At 64.7% G+C, this 18,644-nt stretch carries 15 protein-coding genes; 7 read left to right on the forward strand and 8 right to left on the reverse strand.

Annotation, left to right across the window (positions count from 1 at the left end; genetic code table 11):
* Positions 1–196: 196 nt before the first annotated feature.
* Positions 197–1,066 carry a helix-turn-helix domain-containing protein gene (locus NKH35_RS25365; protein ID WP_352916779.1) on the reverse strand — a complete coding sequence of 290 codons (870 nt, stop codon included), beginning with the start codon at positions 1,064–1,066 and terminating at the stop codon, positions 197–199.
* Positions 1,067–1,172: 106 nt separating this feature from the next.
* On the opposite strand from NKH35_RS25365, the gene NKH35_RS25370 reads away from it, so the two are divergent.
* The 5 genes from NKH35_RS25370 to NKH35_RS25390 all read left to right on the forward strand — a co-directional run bounded on the left by NKH35_RS25370 (position 1,173) and on the right by NKH35_RS25390 (position 7,493).
* Entirely contained in the window at positions 1,173–2,441 is a 1,269-nt protein-coding gene (locus tag NKH35_RS25370) for an ABC transporter substrate-binding protein (RefSeq protein WP_352916781.1), read from the forward strand.
* A gap of 202 nt (positions 2,442–2,643) precedes the next feature.
* On the forward strand, positions 2,644–3,504 hold the full coding sequence (locus tag NKH35_RS25375; RefSeq protein WP_023752837.1) for a carbohydrate ABC transporter permease: 861 nt from the start codon (positions 2,644–2,646) through the stop codon (positions 3,502–3,504).
* A complete protein-coding gene (locus tag NKH35_RS25380; RefSeq protein WP_352916783.1) occupies positions 3,501–4,337 on the forward strand; it encodes a carbohydrate ABC transporter permease in 837 nt (278 codons plus the stop codon). Before NKH35_RS25375 ends, NKH35_RS25380 begins: the two co-directional genes overlap by 4 nt.
* A 13-nt stretch (positions 4,338–4,350) precedes the next feature.
* Positions 4,351–5,430 carry an ABC transporter ATP-binding protein gene (locus NKH35_RS25385; RefSeq protein ID WP_023706780.1) on the forward strand — a complete coding sequence of 360 codons (1,080 nt, stop codon included), beginning with the start codon at positions 4,351–4,353 and terminating at the stop codon, positions 5,428–5,430.
* A gap of 29 nt (positions 5,431–5,459) precedes the next feature.
* A complete protein-coding gene (locus tag NKH35_RS25390; RefSeq protein WP_352916785.1) occupies positions 5,460–7,493 on the forward strand; it encodes an aldo/keto reductase in 2,034 nt (677 codons plus the stop codon).
* A gap of 179 nt (positions 7,494–7,672) precedes the next feature.
* Here the strand turns inward: NKH35_RS25390 and NKH35_RS25395 are convergent, their stop codons facing one another.
* Complete coding sequence (locus NKH35_RS25395) at positions 7,673–8,101, reverse strand: Lrp/AsnC family transcriptional regulator (RefSeq protein ID WP_023732827.1); 429 nt, start codon at positions 8,099–8,101, stop codon at positions 7,673–7,675.
* 150 nt (positions 8,102–8,251) lie between these two features.
* Between NKH35_RS25395 and NKH35_RS25400 the strand changes: the two genes are divergently transcribed.
* Positions 8,252–9,355 carry a saccharopine dehydrogenase family protein gene (locus tag NKH35_RS25400; protein WP_023732826.1) on the forward strand — a complete coding sequence of 368 codons (1,104 nt, stop codon included), beginning with the start codon at positions 8,252–8,254 and terminating at the stop codon, positions 9,353–9,355.
* A 160-nt stretch (positions 9,356–9,515) separates the two neighbouring features.
* On the opposite strand, the gene NKH35_RS25405 is transcribed toward NKH35_RS25400, so the two are convergent.
* The 5 genes from NKH35_RS25405 to NKH35_RS25425 all read right to left on the reverse strand — a co-directional run bounded on the left by NKH35_RS25405 (position 9,516) and on the right by NKH35_RS25425 (position 15,969).
* Positions 9,516–10,382: a glycosyltransferase gene (locus NKH35_RS25405; RefSeq protein WP_023707473.1), complete on the reverse strand. Its 867-nt coding sequence runs from the start codon at positions 10,380–10,382 to the stop codon at positions 9,516–9,518.
* 308 nt (positions 10,383–10,690) lie between these two features.
* Positions 10,691–12,079, reverse strand: a complete 1,389-nt coding sequence (gene lpdA / locus NKH35_RS25410; RefSeq protein WP_352916787.1) for a dihydrolipoyl dehydrogenase — start codon at positions 12,077–12,079, stop codon at positions 10,691–10,693.
* A gap of 235 nt (positions 12,080–12,314) precedes the next feature.
* Positions 12,315–13,718, reverse strand: coding sequence for a dihydrolipoamide acetyltransferase family protein (locus NKH35_RS25415; protein ID WP_023687604.1), 1,404 nt, complete (start codon positions 13,716–13,718; stop codon positions 12,315–12,317).
* Between the two features lie 2 nt (positions 13,719–13,720).
* Complete coding sequence (locus tag NKH35_RS25420; RefSeq protein WP_023687603.1) at positions 13,721–14,734, reverse strand: alpha-ketoacid dehydrogenase subunit beta; 1,014 nt, start codon at positions 14,732–14,734, stop codon at positions 13,721–13,723.
* Between the two features lie 2 nt (positions 14,735–14,736).
* Entirely contained in the window at positions 14,737–15,969 is a 1,233-nt protein-coding gene (locus NKH35_RS25425; RefSeq protein ID WP_352916789.1) for a 3-methyl-2-oxobutanoate dehydrogenase (2-methylpropanoyl-transferring) subunit alpha, read from the reverse strand.
* Between the two features lie 413 nt (positions 15,970–16,382).
* Here NKH35_RS25425 and holA point away from each other — a divergent pair, with 413 nt between their 5' ends.
* Positions 16,383–17,426: a DNA polymerase III subunit delta gene (holA, locus tag NKH35_RS25430; protein WP_023726718.1), complete on the forward strand. Its 1,044-nt coding sequence runs from the start codon at positions 16,383–16,385 to the stop codon at positions 17,424–17,426.
* Positions 17,427–17,698: 272 nt separating this feature from the next.
* Here holA and NKH35_RS25435 read toward each other — a convergent pair whose 3' ends face one another.
* The gene (locus NKH35_RS25435) at positions 17,699–18,589 is read right to left on the reverse strand and encodes a ParB/RepB/Spo0J family partition protein (protein ID WP_023692912.1); all 891 of its coding nucleotides are present in this window, start codon (positions 18,587–18,589) and stop codon (positions 17,699–17,701) included.
* Positions 18,590–18,644: the final 55 nt, after the last annotated feature.

Consider the following 18,644-nt stretch of genomic DNA (forward strand, 5'->3'; position numbering starts at 1 on the left):
CCTCTCCCCCGATCGACGGGGGAGAGGAAAGGCGCGAGCCCTTTGCCGGAAAGCACCCTTCCTCTCCCTCCGGAGGGGGAGAGGTGGCGCTGCGAAGCAGCGACGGAGTGGGGGAAGCCGGTCCTCAAATACCCCGGCGCTGACAACTTTCTCCAGATCGATGGTCGCAGCCGTTGAATGCGAAATCCCAGAAAACCTATCGGCCCACCGCACCCCGGCGAAAATCCGAGGGCGACATCCCCGCCAGCTTGCGGAAGGATTTGTTGAAGGCGCTGAGCGAGCCGAAGCCTGAATCCATGGCGACGCGCAGCACATTGGCGTCTTCATGCATCAGCAGCGCCTGCGCATAGCTCAGCCGCAGCAGGTTCATATATTCGTTGAGCGTCATGCCGGTCGACTTCTTGAAAGTGCTCATGGCGTATTTGGGATGGATGTCGGCCGCCGCCGCGATGTCGACGCAGTCTATCTCGTAGAGGAAATTCTCGGCGATGAAGTCGCACATGCGACCAACATTGCGCAGCGATTGCTGGTCGAACGGGCCGCCGGGTTCCTGGCCGATGGCGGTTTCCGGCACCAGCCGGTAGGGCTCGAAGCGCACCCGCTCCAACCGCAGCAGCAGCTCGTTCACGGCGTGCTCGGTTATCGCCGCATCGCCCGAGCGGAAATAGCGGTTCCAGCGCTCGAAATTGTGATGGTCGGCCTGGTCGGTCGCCGATGTCACCAGCGTGGCGCCGGTCATCAGCCTGTGGCGGACATCCGTCGGCAGATGCAGGCGGAAGAAATGCACCAGCGGCAGATGCGCGCCGGCATAGATGGCGTCGTCGGAGAGATCGTCCATCTGGTGCGGCAGCCCGCCCCAGAACAGGCACATGTCGCCCGCCGTGAGCGCGATCTCGTGCTCGTTCATGCGGTAGTGCACGCTGCCGCGGACGATGAAATTGACCTCGACCTGGGCATGCCAATGCGGCTTCAGCATCACCAGCGGATGGTTGTGAAACATCTGCAAAGCCATCGGCAGGCCTTCGACGCTGCTGGCGCCAGGCTGGTAAAACGGCCGTTCCGGCATCTTACTTTCCGCCCATCTTTTATTCCCGTTGTCAGGGACAAGCCTTCCGCGCCGCCTAGTCTAGCCATGCTCGCGAAGAGAGAGCAAATGAAATGGGAGGATTTCAATGCGCACGACACTGATCTGTGCCGCGCTGGCGCTTGGCCTGGGCTCAACCCCGGCTTTGGCGCAGTCCGGCGAAATCACGATCTGGAGCTGGAATATCGCCGCTTCGTCGCTGAAGGCGACGGTGTCCGGCTTCAACAAACAGCATCCCGACGTCAAGGTCACCGTTCAGGATCTCGGCAACCAGCCGACCTATGACAAGTCGATCGCCGGCTGCGCGGCCGGCGGCGTCGGCCTGCCCGATATCGTCTCGATCGAAAACGGCGAGGCCGAGAATTACTGGAGCCAGTTCCCCGATTGCTTCGTCGATTTGCACACGCTGGGCTACACCGCCGACGACCAGAAGAAATTCCCGGACTTCAAGCGCACCGAACTGGAGGTCGGCGACAAGGCCTATGCCATGCCGTGGGATTCCGGCCCGGTCGCCGCCTTCTACCGCCGCGACTTCTACGAGAAGGCCGGCGTCGATCCGGCCTCGATCAAGACTTGGGACGATTTCATCGCCGCCGGCAAGAAGGTCCAGGCCGCCAATCCCGGCGTCACCATGACCAATGCCGATTTCAACGGCGACACCGAATTCTTCCGCATGATTTCCAACGAACAGGGCTGCGGCTATTTCGCCGCCGATGGGCAGTCGATCACCGTCAACCAGCCGAAATGCGTCGACACGCTGGCCAAGATCAAGGACATGAAGGACGCCGGCATCATCTCGTCGGCCGACTGGGGCACCAAGATCACCAACAACACCGCCGGGACCGTCGCCACCCAGGTCTATGGCGGCTGGTATGAGGGCACCATCCGCACCGAATCGGCCGGCGAAAACGGCAAATGGGGTGTCTATCTGATGCCGAGCCTGACCGCCGACGGCCCGCGCGCCGCCAATCTCGGCGGCTCGTCGCTCGCCATCACCTCGGCCTCGAAGAACAAGGAGGCCGCCTACGCCTATCTGAAATACACGCTCGAGACCAATGAGGGCCAGATCACCATGCTCAGGGATTTCGGCCTGGTGCCGTCACTGATCTCGGCGCTCGACGATCCCTATGTCTCGCAAGGCCTGCCCTATTGGGGCGGCCAGGCAGTGTGGAAGGACATTCTCGCCACGCTGCCCAAGGTGGTGCCGAGCCGCGGCACGCCGTTCCAGAGCGACGCCGAAATCATCATGCGCGCCGTGCAGACCAAATATCTCGGCGGCGGCTATCCCGATGCCAAGGCCGCCCTCGACGACGCCGCCAGCCAGATCGCGGCGGCGACTGGATTGCCGGTAAAGTGACGAAGGCGGAGATGTTGGCGGGCCAGATATAGGGCAATTTGCCGGACCGTTGGCGCTGCCCCTCACCTGCCTGCCGGCATCCTCTCCCCGTATGGTGACGGGGAAAGGGACGCTCTCGCCCAACAGATCGCCAATTGCCGGCGGCGTCCGCCGGCTAACAACACGCCGGATATCAGCCGGGAAAGAGGAAGGAGGAGGAACCATGCGCTACCAGAACGCCACGGCCTATCGCTTCCTCACGCCCTACCTCCTGATCTTCGCCATCTTCTGGGTGTGGCCGATCATCTCCTCGTTCATGATTTCCTTCCAGGCGACGCGCACGGTGCCCTGGCGCTTTGCGCCGACATTCAACTGGGGCCGCCTGATCGGCGACCCCGCTTTCTTCAACGCGCTGAAGAACACGCTGCTCATCCTCGTCATCCAGGTGCCGGTGATGATCTCGCTGGCGATCATCATGGCGGTGCTGCTGAACTCGCCGCTGCTGAAAGCACGTGGCCTCTACCGCTTCGCCTTCTTCGCTCCGGTGGTGGTCGGCGAGGTCGCCTATTCCGCCGTGTTCCGGCTGATGTTCAATCTCGATTTCGGCATCATCAACAAGCTGCTCGCCGGCATCGGCCTGGCCAAGATCGACTGGTTCTCCAACGTCACCCCGGCCATGGCGCTGATCATGATCGCGGTGACCTGGCGCTGGGCCGGCTACAACGCCATCATCCTGCTCGCCGGCCTGCAGTCGATCCCCGAGGATGTCTATGAAGCAGCGACGCTCGACCGCGTCAGCAAGCTCAAGCAGTTCTTCTACATAACGCTGCCGCTGCTCAAGCCGGTCATCGTGTTTTGCGCCGTGCTGTCGATCATCGGCACGATGCAGCTGTTCACCGAGCCGTTCCTGATCACGGAGCGCGGCGGCCCCGGCGGCGGCACCGAGACGCTTGGCCTGCTGCTCTACCGCCAGGGTTTTCGCTCGCTCAATTTCGGCTACGCCTCGGCCGTCGCCTACACCATGGCGGGGCTGGCCATCGCCATCACGCTGGTGCAGCTGTGGCTAACAAGAGAGCCGAAATGAGTTCGCTGTCGCAACGCCGGCTCGGCCGCAGCGTCCTGCTGCATCTGGTCCTGACGCCGCTGGCGGTGATCTGGCTGTTTCCGCTATGGATGATGGTGGTGTTTTCGACCATGCCCGACAACGGCATTTTCAGCCCCGGCATCGAGCTTCTGCCGCACGGCAATTTCGTCGACAATTTCAACAACCTGCAGCGCGACACCAATTTCGTCGGCGCCATCGGCATTTCGGTGGCGGTGGCGGTGACCTACACCTTCTTCTCGGTGCTGCTGACCTCGATGGCCGGCTGGGCGCTCGCCCGCTATCAGTTCTTCGGCAAGGGCGCGGTGGTGGCGATCATCCTCGGCACCATCACGCTGCCCTATGCGGTGGTGCTGATCCCGCAATTCATCATGGTGGCGCGCGACTTCCGGCTCGCCAACACCTGGATTGCGTTGATCGTGCCACCCTTGTTCAATTCGCTGGGCGTGCTGTTCATGCGCCAGGCTTTCTCGATGATGCCGGCCGACCTTTTCGACGCGGCACGTGTCGAGGGCGTCAAGGAATGGCGTATCTTCCTGTTCGTCGCTTTGCCGCTGGCGCGGCCGATGCTGGCCGCACTCGCCATCATCCTGTTCCTAGCCTCGTGGAACAATTATCTCTGGCCGCTTTTGATCAACAGCCAGCCCGGCGCGATGACGGCCCCTGTGGCGCTCGGCACGCTGATCGGCCTGACCAAGGTCTCATGGGGCGGCATCATGGCCGGCGCCGTCATGCTGACCGTACCGATGCTGGTCGTCTTCGTGCTGCTGCAGCGCCATTTCATCGCCGGCATCGCCGCCGGTGCCGTCAAGTAGGGACAACAGCGATATGGCGGCAGTCACCCTCACCAATGTCGTAAAACGCTTCGGCGTCTATGAGATCATCCATGGCGCCAACATCGATATCGCCGATGGCGAGTTCGTCGTCTTTGTCGGCCCGTCGGGTTGTGGAAAATCGACGCTGCTCAGGATGATCGCCGGGCTGGAGGATATCAGCGGCGGCGAGATCGCCATTGGCGGCAAGGTGATGAACGATGTCGAGCCGGCCGAGCGCGGCATCGCCATGGTGTTCCAGTCCTACGCGCTCTACCCGCACATGAGCGTGGAGCAGAATCTGAGCTTTGGTCTCAGGATGACCGGCAACCCCAAGGAGGACACCGAGCGGCGGGTGAAGCGGGCCTCCGAAATCCTGCGCATCACAGAGTTGATGGCGCGGCGGCCGAGGCAATTGTCCGGCGGCCAGCGCCAACGCGTCGCCATTGGCCGCGCCATCGTGCGCGAACCGCAAGTCTTCCTGTTCGACGAGCCGTTGAGCAATCTCGACGCCGAGCTGCGCGTCCAGATGCGGGTCGAGATCTCGCGCCTGCACAAGGAACTCGGCACAACGATGATCTATGTCACCCACGACCAGACCGAGGCGATGACGCTGGCCGACCGGATCGTCGTGCTGCGCGGTGGCCATGTCGAGCAGATCGGCAGGCCGCTCGATCTCTACGACAATCCCGACAACCAGTTCGTCGCCGGCTTTGTCGGCTCGCCGAAGATGAATTTCATCAAGGGCCGCGTCGTCGGGCGCAACATGAGCAGCGTCACCGTCGAGCTGGTGGGCGAGGAAATGACCCGCATTATGCAACCGTTGACCGGCGCCGTGCCGCAAACAGGAGCCAAGGTCATTGTCGGCGTGCGGCCCGAACATTTCGGCAATGGCGGCGAAGGCGACGCCGACCTCACAGTCGGCATCGACGTGGTCGAGCATCTCGGCGGCACCAGCTTCATCTATGCCAGGACCGCCCATGGCGAAGACCTGGTGATCCAGCGCGACGCGGCAAAGGTCCCCGACACCCAGGAGATCACCGTGTCCATCCGCAAATCCTATCTGTTCGATGAAAATGGCCAGCGGCTGCGCTGAGCGCTTCCAGCCTTGCAAGGAGAATGACCATGACTGCAACCGCGCCCATCCGCTGGGGGATACTCGGGCCCGGCGACATCGCCAAAGCGTTCGCCCGCGGCGTGGCAGGCTCGCGCACCGGCACGATCGTGGCGCTCGGCGCCCGCAATCCCGGCAAGGCAGGCCTGGCCGAGACGTTTCCCGGCGCCCGCATCCTCGACGGTTACGACGCGCTGCTCGCCGACCCCGAGGTCGATGCCGTCTATATCGCCATCCCGCATCCCGGCCATGCCGAATGGGCAATCAAGGCGGCGGAAGCCGGCAAGCATGTGCTGTGCGAAAAGCCGCTGGCGCTGACCGCCTTCGAGGCCGACGCCATGATCCATGCTGCGCGCAAGGCCGGCACCTTCCTCGGCGAAGCGTTCATGTACCGGCTGCACCCGCAGACGGCGAAGCTGGTGGAACTCATCAAGTCGGGCGTCATTGGCGATGTCAGGCTGATGAAGTCGAGCTTCGGCTTCGCCATGCCGGGCTTCATGCCCGAGCACCGGCTCTACGCCAACGATCTCGCCGGCGGCGGCATCCTCGATGTCGGCGGCTATCCCGTCTCGATGGTGCGGCTGATTGCCGGGGCTGCGACTGGAAAACCCTTCGCCGAGCCGGACAAGGTTGTCGGCACCGCCCATCTCGGCAAGTCCGGCGTCGACGAATGGGCCTCGGCGCTGCTGCATTTTCCCGGTGGCATCGTCGCCGAGGTATCCTGCAGCATCTCGCTCAAACAGGACAATGTGCTGCGCATCCTCGGCACCAAGGGCCGCATCGAAGTGCCGGATTTCTGGTTCGCCGGCGGCGGCAACCGCGATGGCGGCCCTGGCCGGATCGATGTAATCCTCGCCGACGACACGCGCGATACCATCAGCGTCAACGAAACCCGCCATCTCTATTCCTTCGAGGTCGACGCCGCCGGCGAGGCGATCCTGGCCGGCAAACAGGAGTTCGCCTGGCCGGGCATGAGCTGGGCCGACAGCCTCGGCACGCTGCGCGTCCTCGACAGATGGCGCGCCGCCGTCGGGCTCGAATATGAGATCGAAAAGCCGGCTAAGCGAACCAACACCATTTCGGGCCGGCCGCTGCGCACCGGCGGCACGGCCATTGGCAAGCGCAAGATTCCGGGCCTGTCGAAGCCGGCCTCCGTGGTGGCGCTCGGCTTCGAGGATTTCCGCACCTTCTCGTCGGGCGCAATCCTGCTCGACGCCTTCTTCGAGACCGGCGGCAATCTGTTCGATACCGGCTATGTCTACGGCGCCGGCTACACCGAAACGCTGCTTGGCCAGTGGCTCAGGAATCGCGGCGTGCGCGAGCAGTCGGTGATCATCGCCAAGGGCGCGCACTCGCCGCTCTGCTATCCCGATGTCATCGGCAAGCAGCTCGCCCAGTCGTTGGACCGGCTGCAGACCGACCATGTCGACCTCTATTTCATGCACCGCGACAACGCGGATGTGCCGGTCGGCGAATTCGTCGATGCCATGGACGGCGAGGTCAAGGCCGGCCGCATCCGTGGCCCGTTCGGCGGCTCGAACTGGACGATGGCGCGCATGGACGAGGCGATTGCCTATGCCGAGCGCACCGGCAAGCAGAAGCCCGGCGTGCTCTCCAACAATTTCTCGCTGGCCGAGATGCTGGAGCCGATCTGGGCCGGCTGCATCACCTCGTCCACCGACGACTGGAAATCCTGGTTGACGAAAAGGCAGATGCCCAACTTCGCCTGGTCGAGCCAGGGCCGCGGCTTCTTCACCGACCGCGCCGGCCGCGACAAGCAGGACAATGAGGAGCTGGTGCGGGTCTGGTATTCCGAGAAAAATTTCGGCCGCCGCGACCGCGCCATCGAGCTGGCGCAGCGCCTGGGCAAAAGTCCGATCCACATCGCGCTCGCCTATGTGCTGGCGCAGCCTTTTCCCTCGGTGCCGTTGATCGGCCCGCGCACGCTGGACGAGTTGGAGGACAGCTTGAAGGCGCTGGATATCAAGCTGTCGGCGGAGGATGTGGCGTGGCTGGATAGCGGGCCGGAACGGCGCAGGGCTTAGCAGCTAATCTCCCCCCTTGAGGGGGAGATGTCGCCGAAGGCGACAGAGGGGGTCGCCTCGCGTGGAGCGCTAACCTCCTTCTGCAGCGGCAGGTAGGCCGAGCCCAGTCGAACCGACCCCTCTGGCCTGCCGGCCATCTCCCCCGCAAGGGGGGAGATTAGCAGCTCCATGCGTCCCACCTACCGATCAATCCGGGTCGACAAAATTATCGACGACGACGTCCGCTCGACCCCGTCCATCGCGCCGATCTCGTCCAGCAACGCATCCAGATCCCTGATCGACGGCGCGTCGACGATGACGATCATGTCGAAATTGCCGCTCACCGAATGCAGCGTCCTCACCGGCGGCAGCGCCTGCAGCGCCCGCACCACCTTGTCGGCGAGCTTGGGCGTGACGGTGAGCAGCACATGCGCCCGCACCAGCCCCTGCTCGTAGTCCGGCGCCATCCGCACGCCATAGCCGATGATGATGCCGCGCTGTTCCAGCCGCTCGATCCGGCTCTGCACCGTCGTGCGCGAAGCGCCGAGCTGGCGCGCCAGCTCAGTGGTCGATGCGCGGGCATTGGCGCGCAGCAGGGAAAGCAGTTTTTGTTCGGCGTCAGTGAGCATTTCGACGAACTTTATCGGCGTATTGATCAATTGTGGGGTTCGTTTCGAACAGTTTCACGCTTCCTTTCGGCAGGCAAGCTGCGATTCTTGAAGGCATAGCGTCCACCGCGCGGCGGTCTGGGCCAAGGAGTTTTCACGAGGGGCAAGGTCATGAAGAAAATCATCGTCGTCGGCGCCGGCAAGATCGGCTCGACCATTGCAGGCATGCTCGCCGACAGCGGCGACTACCACGTCACCGTTGTCGACCGCGCGGCGGCGCAGCTTGCCGCGGCCGAACTTCCCGCCGGCGTCGAGGGGCTGGAGCTCGATATCGCAGCGCCGGGCGCACTCGAGGCCGCCCTTGCCGGCGCCTTCGCCGTGCTCAGCGCCGCCCCCTTCCATTTGACCACTCGCATCGCCGAGGCCGCGGCCGCCACCGGCGTACACTATCTCGATTTGACCGAGGACGTCGTCTCCACCCGCCGCGTCAAGGAACTGGCGCGTTCGGGCAAGAGCGCCTTCATTCCGCAATGCGGCCTTGCGCCGGGCTTCATCTCGATCGTCGCCAATGATCTCGCCAGCCGCTTCGACACGCTGGAAAGCGTTCGCATGCGCGTCGGCGCGCTGCCGCAATACCCGTCCAATGCGCTGAACTACAATCTGACCTGGAGCACCGACGGCGTCATCAACGAATATTGCGAACCCTGCGAGGCGATCGTCGAGGGCGAGCTGATCGAGGTACCGCCGCTGGAGGAGCGCGAAGAGTTCTCGCTCGACGGCGTCACCTATGAGGCCTTCAACACCTCCGGCGGTCTCGGCACGCTGGCCGAGACGCTGAAGGGCAAGGTGCGCACGCTGAACTACCGCACCATCCGCTATCCCGGCCACGCGGCGATCATGAAGGCGCTGCTCAACGACCTCGGCCTGCGCCACCGCCGCGACGTGCTGAAGGATATCTTCGAGAGCGCCCTGCCGGCAACGCTGCAGGATGTGGTCATCGTCTTCGTCACCGTCTCGGGCCGCCGCAATGGCCGCCTGCTGCAGGAAACCTACGCCAACAAGATCTATTCGCAGCGCATCGGCAACCAGGTGCGCAGCGCAATCCAGATCACCACCGCCTCCGGCATCTGCGCCGTGCTCGACATGCTGGCCGACGGCACCTTGCCGGCGACCGGCTTCGTCAAGCAGGAAAACATCGCGCTGGATGCGTTTCTCGCCAATCGTTTTGGGCGCGCTTATGCGCAGCACGAGATGGTAAGCCGGCTGGCAAGCTGAGCTACTTCACCCTCCCCCTTGTGGGGAGGGTCGGCGCGCAATCGGAGCGAAGCGGAGATGGCGAGACGGGGTGGGGGTGAGCGCCGACGGTTGGCGAGGACCCCCACCCCGCTCCGCTCCGCGATCGACCCTCCCCACAAGGGGGAGGGTGAAGCGCCCGCTACTTCCGCAGAGCCATCGGTCGTCCGAGCAGAAACCGGATGAAGTTGCCTGCGGTCCGCGGCGCCATGCGGGGCTGCGTCGCCTGTCGTGGCGCGCTTTGCCTTCGCGCTGGCACCTTGGGTTCGACACCCGGTCGGCCCACCGTGAAGGAGGGCCCCGAGACCGGCTTCCCCCTCAACACGTTGGCGGCGTTGTTGTCATGGATGACGATGCACCATTGCGCGCCCTTCGATGCCGCCACGACGGTGTTGAAGCGCGTCGCCATTTTTGCGTGGTGCTCGCTGTAGACGCCGCTCATCGCCGGCGATCTCCTTTCGACCAGCGTGCCGAACGCCGACGTGACATAGTCGTGGTGCGTGTAGCGTCCGCTTGCCGTGTCGAAATTCTGGCCGTCCGGAAAGGCAATGTAGAGCGGCTGCAGGTCCACCACACGCTTTTCGATCTCCCGGCGCGCGTAGTGCTCGACGCGCTCCATGAAGGTCGGCGCCAGCGCGTCGTCGCTGTCGAGCCGCGTGAGCGAAACATAGTCGGCATCGGTATCGGCCTGGACGAAGGCATTGAAGCGATCATTGTAATCCTCGCCCGCCTCGACAAGGATCGGCCTGACGTCGACACCGGCCACGCAGCTGCACACGGTGCGAATATAGTTCTCGTGCGTATCGGCATCGAACGCCAGAAGGACGGTAAAATCCTTCAGCGACTGGCCTTCGAGCGACGACGCGCAATAGGTGTCGAACAACGCCAGGCGCTCGACCAGCCAGACCGGGTCGAGATTGGCGCGGCCCTTTCCGTCCCACTGGCTTGGCTTGAAGCCAGCGGCGATGTTGTAGCGTATGGCGATGTATTTCTTCAGGCCGGTGTCCATGGACCGACACTTAGTACATTCCGCTGATCTGCGACAACCGACGGCTGAGCGGCCACCCTCCCCCTTGTGGGGAGGGTCGGCGCGCGGGCGGGGCGCCGCGGAGCTGGCGGGACGGGGTGGGGGTGGGCGCTGCCGGTCGGCGCGGACCCCCCCCCCCCCCCCGGGGGGGGGGGGGGCGGCGGCGGGGGGCCGGCCCCCCCCGGCGGGGCCCCCGGGGGGGGGGGCTGAGCGCTGACGGTCGGCGAGGACCCCCACCCCGCTCCGCTACGCGGATCGACCCTCCCCACAAGGGGGAGGGTAAGCGCACTTCAAATATGCAGCGCGTGGCCCAGCGCCTTCAGCGCCGCTTCCTGGAAGCCTTCGCCTTGCGTCGGATGCGCATGGATAGTGCCGGCGATATCCTCCAGCCGCGCGCCCATTTCCAGCGCCAGGCCGAATGCCGCCGCCAGTTCCGACACGCCTTGCCCGACCGCCTGGATGCCCAGCACCAGATGGTTGTCCGCGCGGGCGACAACACGAACAAACCCGTCCTCGCCGAGTTTCGTCATCGCCCGGCCGTTGGCGGCGAAGGGGAACTGGCCGATCTTGATTTCGCCTGAAGCCTTCGCCTCCTCCGGCGTTAGCCCTGCCGTCACCAGCTCCGGATCGGTGAAGCAGACGGCCGGGATCGAGCGCTTGTCCCAGCTGCGCTTGTGGCCGGCGACGATCTCGGCCACCATTTCGCCTTGCGCCATCGCCCGGTGCGCCAGCATCGGCTCGCCGGTGACGTCGCCAATGGCATAGATGCCGCGCATTGAGGTGCGGCACTGGTCCTCGATCTTGATGAACTTGCCGGCCATGTCGAGATCGATCTGATCGAGGCCCCAGCCCTCCGTCACCGGCTTGCGGCCGACCGTGACCAGGATCTTGTCTGCCGCGATTTTGGTGCTCTTGCCGTCCGCGGTCTCGACCAGCAGCGCGTCGCCCTTGACCCCCTTGGCCTTGGCGCCAAGCATCACCTCGACGCCGAGCTGGGCCAGCCGTTTCACCACCGGCCGGGTCAGTTCCGCATCATACTGCGCCAGCACGCGCGGCAGCGCCTCGACCACGGTCACCGCGGCGCCCATTTTGGCGAACGCCATGCCGAGTTCCAGCCCGATATAGCCGCCGCCGACCACGGCGAGCTTTTTCGGCACCTCGCCGAGAGCCAGCGCTTCTGTGGATGAAATCACCGGGCCGCCGAACGGCAGGAACGGCAGTTCCACCGTCGCCGAGCCGGTGGCGATCACAACCGTTTCGGCGCGGATGATCTGGGTGCCGGTCTCGGTCTCGACCGCGACGGTCTTGCCGTCGCGGAACGTCGCCCAGCCATAGACGGTCTTGACCTTGGCCTTCTTCAGTAGCCCGGCAACGCCCCCGGTCAGCCGGCTAACAATGCCGTCCTTCCACGCAACCGTCTTGCCGAGATCGAGCACGGGCGCTGCTACCGAGATGCCGAGCGGACTGCTGCCGCCGGCCATATGCGCGACCTTCTCGAACTCTTCCGCCGCATGGATCATCGCCTTGGACGGGATGCAGCCGACATTGAGACAGGTGCCGCCCGGTTTGCCGGCTTCAACGATCACCGTATCGATGCCGAGCTGGCCGGCACGGATAGCGCAGACGTAGCCGCCGGGCCCGGCGCCGATGACCAGCAGCTTGCAGGAGATTTCTTTCATGGCGTGACCCTTTGATGCGAGGGAATGTTCCGTCGCGATCCTTCGCGCCCCCCTCTGTCCTGCCGGACATCTCCCCCTCGAGGGGGGAGATCAGCAGCTTCTTCGCTTCGCTCATTCCTGCAACGATGGAGATTGGCGAAACCCTGCGTGACGTCCAATCTCCCCCCTTGTGGGGGAAATGCCTGGTAAGGCAGAGGGGGGCGCTGTCCCGCCGTCATCTCGGTCGTTCCGCCCCTCAATCCACGAATATCAGCGCTGGCGTCTCAATCAGCGCCTTGATCCGCTGCACAAACACCGCCGCATCCCAGCCGTCGACCACCCGGTGATCGAAGCTCGATGACAGGTTCATCATCTTGCGCGGGATGAACTGGGTGCCGTCCCAGACCGGCCGCACCATCATCTTGTTGACGCCGACGATCGCCACCTCAGGATGATTGATGACCGGCGTCGTCGCCACGCCGCCCATGGCGCCGAGCGAGGTGATGGTGATGGTCGATCCCGACAGCTCGTCGCGGCTGGCCGTGCCGGACTTCGCCGCTTCGGCCAGGCGGTTGAGCTCGGCCGCGCAATCCCAGAGGTCGCGCGCCTCGGCGTGCTTGACCACCGGCACCACCAGGCCCGACGGCGTCTGCGCGGCAATGCCGATATGGACGCCGCCATGCTGATGGATGATGCCGGCCTCGTCGTCGAACAGCGCGTTAATGTTGGGCTGGTCGGCAATCGCCTTGACCATCGCCCGCATCAGGAACGGCAGCAGCGTCAGCTTCGGCCTCTCCACACCCTTGCGCTTTTCCTTGTTGAGCGCCGCGCGCAACTCCTCAAGTGCTGTGACGTCGATCTCCTCGACATAGGTGATGTGCGGGATGCGTGACTTCGCCAGCGACATTTTTTCGGCGATCTTGCGCCGCAGTCCGATGACCTTGATATCCTCGACGCTGTCATTGCGCGCCAGACCCGACGCCTTCGCTACCTGCGGTCCGCGTGCCAGGAATGCCTCGATATCTTCGTGGCTGATGCGGCCGGCAGGGCCGGTACCCGACACCTGGCGCAGATCGATCCCCGCCTCCTTCGCCCTGAGCCGGATGGCGGGCGACGCCAGGGGCTTTTCGCCCTCCGGGCGCGGCGCGCCGGAGGGTGCCGCACCTTTAGATGTCGGCGCAGCACCCCCACCCTTAGCCCCTCCCCACAAGGGGGAGGGGGATTCAGTCTCAGCTGCCCGTGCGCTTTTGGCTGCTGGTGCAGGTGGTGGCGACTTGGCGTCGGATTTCGTCGCCGAAACGCCTCCCTCTTGTGGGGGTCCGGAGGACGGGCGAGACCCGTGGCTCGCCCCGGCAGGGGTGGGGGTCGGTGCCGCCGTGACCTCTGACGATTTCGAGCCTTCGGCGACATTGCCCTCCCCCGCCACTTTCAGCCGCACGATGGGCGAGCCGATCGCCACCGTGTCGCCGATCTCGGCGCCCAGCCACAGGATCTCGCCATCGACCGGCGAAGGTATTTCCACCGTCGCCTTGTCGGTCATCACGGCGGCGAGCAAAGCGTCCTCGCGCACGAGGTCGCCGACCTTGACGTGCCATTCCACCAGCTCCGCCTCGGCAACGCCTTCGCCGACATCGGGCAGCTTGATGATGTGTTCGCCCATCCCTAGGCTCCCATGGTTTCGAGAAGCGCGCGGCCGACACGGGCCGGCCCCGGGAAATAATCCCATTCCTGCGCATGCGGGTAGGGCGTGTCCCAACCGGTGACGCGCGCCACCGGCGCTTCCAGATGGTAAAAACAATTTTCCTGCACCAGCGCCGACAGCTCGGCGCCGAAGCCGGAGGTCAGTGTCGCCTCGTGCACGACGACGCAGCGTCCGGTCTTCTTCACCGAAGCGACTATCGCGTCGAGATCGAGCGGCAGCAGGGTCCGCAAATCGATGATCTCGGCATCGATGCCGGTTTCTTCCACGGCCGCCTGCGCGACATAGACCATGGTGCCGTAGGCGAGCACGGTGACGGCCGAGCCCGCCCGGCGGATCGCCGCCTTGCCGAGCGGCACCGTGTAATGGCCGTCGGCGACCTCGCCCAGTTCATGCTTCGACCATGGCGTCACCGGTCGGTCGTGATGGCCATCGAACGGTCCGTTATAGAGCCGCTTCGGCTCCAGAAAAATCACCGGATCGGGATCCTCGATCGCGGCGATCAGCAGCCCCTTGGCATCATGAGGATTGGACGGCACCACCGTCTTCAGCCCCGACACATGGGTGAACAGCGCTTCCGGGCTCTGGCTGTGCGTCTGGCCGCCAAAAATGCCGCCGCCGGTCGGCATGCGGACAACGATCGGGCAGGTGAAATCGCCGTTCGAGCGGTAGCGCAGGCGTGCTGCTTCCTGCGTCAGCTGGTCGTAAGCCGGGTACATGTAGTCGGCAAACTGAATTTCCACGCATGGCTTCAGCCCATAGGCGGCCATGCCGATGGCGGAGCCGACAATGCCGGATTCGTTGATCGGCGCATCGAAGCAGCGGCTCTTGCCGTACTTCGCTTGCAGGCCTGCCGTGCAGCGGAAGACACCCCCGAAGAAGCCGACATCCTCGCCATAGACGATGACGCGTTCGTCGCGCGCCATCGACACGTCCATGGCGTCGCGGATCGCCTCGATCATGGTCCGTCTCGGCATGGTCAGACTCCCGCCTGCTGGCGCTGGCGCCTGAGATGCGGCGGCATCTCGGCAAACACGCCCTCGAACATCTCGCGCGTCGACGGCTTGCCGCCGGCATGCAGCGTGCCGTGGCCTTCAGCTTCCTTCTGCGCCGCGATCACCGTGTCGAGGATTTCGGCTTCCGCCTGGGCATGGCGCTCATCCGACCAGACCCCGCGCAGGATCAGATGGTTCTTCAGCCGCATCACCGGATCACCGAGCGGCCAGGCGTCGGATTCCGTCTTCGGCCGATAGGCAGACGGATCGTCCGAGCTCGAATGCGCGCCGGCACGGTAGGTCACGTATTCGATCAGCGTCGGGCCGAGATTCTGGCGCGCCCGCTCCGCCGCCCATTTGGCCACGGCATGAACGGCGAGATAGTCGTTGCCGTCGACGCGCAACGCCGGAATACCGAAGCCGAGGCCGCGCGCGGCAAAGGTGCCGGAACCGCCGCGCGCAATGCCTTGAAACGTCGAGATCGCCCACTGGTTGTTGACGACATTGAGGATGACCGGCGCCTTGTAGGTCGAGGCGAACACCAGTGCGGAATGGAAATCGGATTCGGCCGTCGAGCCGTCGCCGATCCACGCCGCCGCGATTTTCGAATCGTTGCTGATAGCGGAAGCCATCGCCCAGCCGACCGCCTGGATGTATTGCGTCGCCAGATTGCCGGAGATCGAGAAGAAGCCATGCTCCTTCGACGAATACATGATCGGCAATTGCCGCCCTTTGAGCGGATCGGCCTCGTTGGAATAAATCTGGTTCATCATCGTGACCATCGGATAGCCGTCGGCGATGAGCAGGCCGGCCTGCCGATAGGTCGGGAAATTCATGTCGCCTGGCGCCAGCGCCTTGCGGAAAGCGCAGCTCACCGCCTCTTCGCCCAGATGCTGCATGTAGAACGAGGTCTTGCCCTGGCGCTGCGCCATCTGCATGCGCGCATCGAAGCTGCGCAGCGTCATCATGTGGCGCAACCCCTCGAGCAGCTCCTCGTCGGTGAGCAGCCCGGCCCACGGCCCGACCGCCTCAGCGGTGCGGTTGAGCACACGGATGATCGAAAACGCCATGTCGCGGATGGTGCGCGGATCGACATCGATGTCCGGTCGCGGCACCGAGCCCGCCTTGGGGATAGGCACGTTGGAGAAGTCGGGCGTTCCGCCCGGCCGCACTTCCGGCTCCGGCACATGAAACCGCAACATCCCAGCATCGGTCATGACCATCGTCCTCCCATGTTGCCCGGTGGTGGATATTTGCACATCCGCGCGGCCGGCACAGCGCCAATTCATCGGGCCTCGAACCCAACCCGGCATCTCGGCCGTCAAGCGACCGCAAGATGCAGATATGGCCGCGAAATTTCTTGTCGATGTTTTGAGGCGGGGCGCAATTTGGCGCAAGATTGCGGGCGATTGCCGCCAGATACGAGCGCGACTGACCTTCTCCCCTTGTGGGAGAAGGTGGATTGCCGCGAAGCGGCAAGACGGATGAGGGGTGTTCCAGCGGAGTGAGACGTTGGTGCCTTCTGGAACACCCCTCATCCGTCGCCTTCGGCGACACCTTCTCCCACAAGGGGAGAAGGGAAGACCGCTTCTCCGTTCACTCCGCCCTCTCCCCATGCTAACCAACGCTAATGGCGCAGAAAAAAGGATACGAAGTCGATTCGTGGCTGGCGAAGCCGGAAGCGCGCATATCGATCGTCCTGCTTTACGGACCCGACCGCGGCTTGGTCGCCGAGCGGGCCAAAACCTTTGCCGCGAAAACTGGCCTGCCGCTCGACGATCCGTTTTCCGTCGTACGGCTCGACGGCGCGGAGGTCGATCGCGACCAGGGCCGGCTGCTCGACGAAGCCCGGACCGTGCCGATGTTCTCCGACCGGCGGCTTCTGTGGGTGCGCAACGCCAGCGGCCAGAAGCCGCTGGCTGAGGACGTCAAGGCGCTGACCGCGGAGCCCGCGCGCGACGCGATCATTCTCATCGAGGCCGGCGACCTTAAAAAAGGCGTCGGGCTGCGCGCCGTGGTCGAGGCGGCCGACAACGCCATGGCGCTGCCTTGTTATGCCGATGAAGCGCGCGACATCGACAGCGTCATCGACGACGAGTTGCGCAAGGCCGGCATGTCGATGGCGCTCGATGCGCGCCAGGCGCTGCGCCGCAATCTCGGCGGCGACCGGCTGGCCTCGCGCGGTGAAATCGAAAAGCTGGTGCTTTACGCCCACGGCCAGAAGGACATTGGCCTCGATGACGTCAGGGCGATGTCCGGCGACGTTTCCGGCGCCTCCTTCGACGACGCGGTCGATGCTGTGCTGGAAGGCAAGATCGGTGACTTCGACACCGCCTTCACCCGCCACTGCCTGTCCGGCGGCCATCCTTTCCTGGTACTGTCCTCGGCGATGCGGCAGCTGCAGCAGCTTCAAATCATGCGCGGCCAGATGGACACCGCCGGCCGCAACGCCGCCTCGGCAGTGGCCGGCGCCCGTCCGCCGGTGTTTTTCTCGCGGCGCAAGCTGGTGGAGAAGGCGCTGGAGCGCTGGAACGTCGAGGCGCTCAGCCGCGCGCTGAACCGGCTGCAATCGGCCGTGCTGCAGACCAGGCGCAGGCCGGATTTGTCGGAAGCGCTGGCGCGGCAGGCGCTGCTCGGCATTGCGGTGGAGAGCGCGAGGCTGGCGCAGCGGTGATCTCCCCCCTTGAGGGGGAGATGTCGCCAAAGGCGACAGTGGGGGTCGCGGCGCGTGGAGCGCTGGCGCCTTTCGCAACGACGAACGAGGTCGGCGCTTGATGGGAGACGACCCTTCTGGCCTGCCGGCCATCTCCCCCTCAAGGGGGGAGATCAGCAGTTCGATCCCTTCGGCAATCGCCAATAAAAAGAAGGGCCGGCAACCGCCAAGCCCTTTCTTCATCCTAAGCCAGAACTTCATTCGCCGGCTAAATATGGCGCAACCCCAACCCTCTACCGCTCATCCTTCAACCGCCGGCATAGCTCGTCGAGCTGCTCCAGACTGCGGTAGTCCACGCGGATCGCGCCGCCTTTGCCCTTGTGCTCGATGGTCACGATCATGCCGATCGTGTTGGTCATCAGCCTTTCCAGCGCCAGCGTGTCGGCATCCTTGCCCGATGCGCCGTGTGCTGGTTTTGCCTTGGGCGGCGTGCCGCCCGCCGGCATCTGCGCCAGCGCCTCAGCCTGGCGCACCGAAAGCCCTTCTTCGACGATCTGCTTGGCTAGCCCGGCGGGATCCTGCGCCGTCACCAGCGTCCGGGCATGGCCGGCCGACAGCACGCCGTCGACCAGCATGTCGCGGATTACGTCGGGCAGCTTCAACAGCCTGAGCGTGTTGGCGACGTGGCTGCGGCTCTTGCCGATGACATTGCCGAGGTCGGCCTGTGTGTAGCCGTGGTCGTCGATCAACTGCTGGTAGCCGAGCGCCTCCTCGACCGGGTTGAGATCGGTGCGCTGGACGTTTTCTATGATCGCCAGTTCCAGCGCTGTGCGGTCGTTGACGTCGCGCACGATGATCGGGATCTCGGTCAGCCCGGCGCGCTGCGCCGCCCGCCAGCGCCGCTCGCCGGCGATGATCTCGTAGCGCCCGGCCTGCGTCGGCGAAGGCCGCGCCACCACCGGCTGCACGACGCCATGTTCGCGGATCGATTGCGCGAGATCCGTCAGATCGGCGTCGCCGAAATGCCGGCGCGGGTTTTTCGGGTTCGGGCTCAGAAACTCGATCGGCACCTTGCCGTCGGCATTCAGGCCTGGCTTTTCGGCCGCTGCCACCGGGCGGTCGATCTCCCCGATCAGCGCCGCCAGTCCACGCCCCAGTCTCTTTCTCGAAAGGTCTTCGCTCATCTCAATTCCAGATTCTTGATCGTTTCGGTGCCGGATCGCTTTGTTTATCGACCCT

The sequence above is a fragment of the Mesorhizobium sp. M1143 genome (genome assembly GCF_040318435.1).
Lineage (GTDB): Bacteria > Pseudomonadota > Alphaproteobacteria > Rhizobiales > Rhizobiaceae > Mesorhizobium.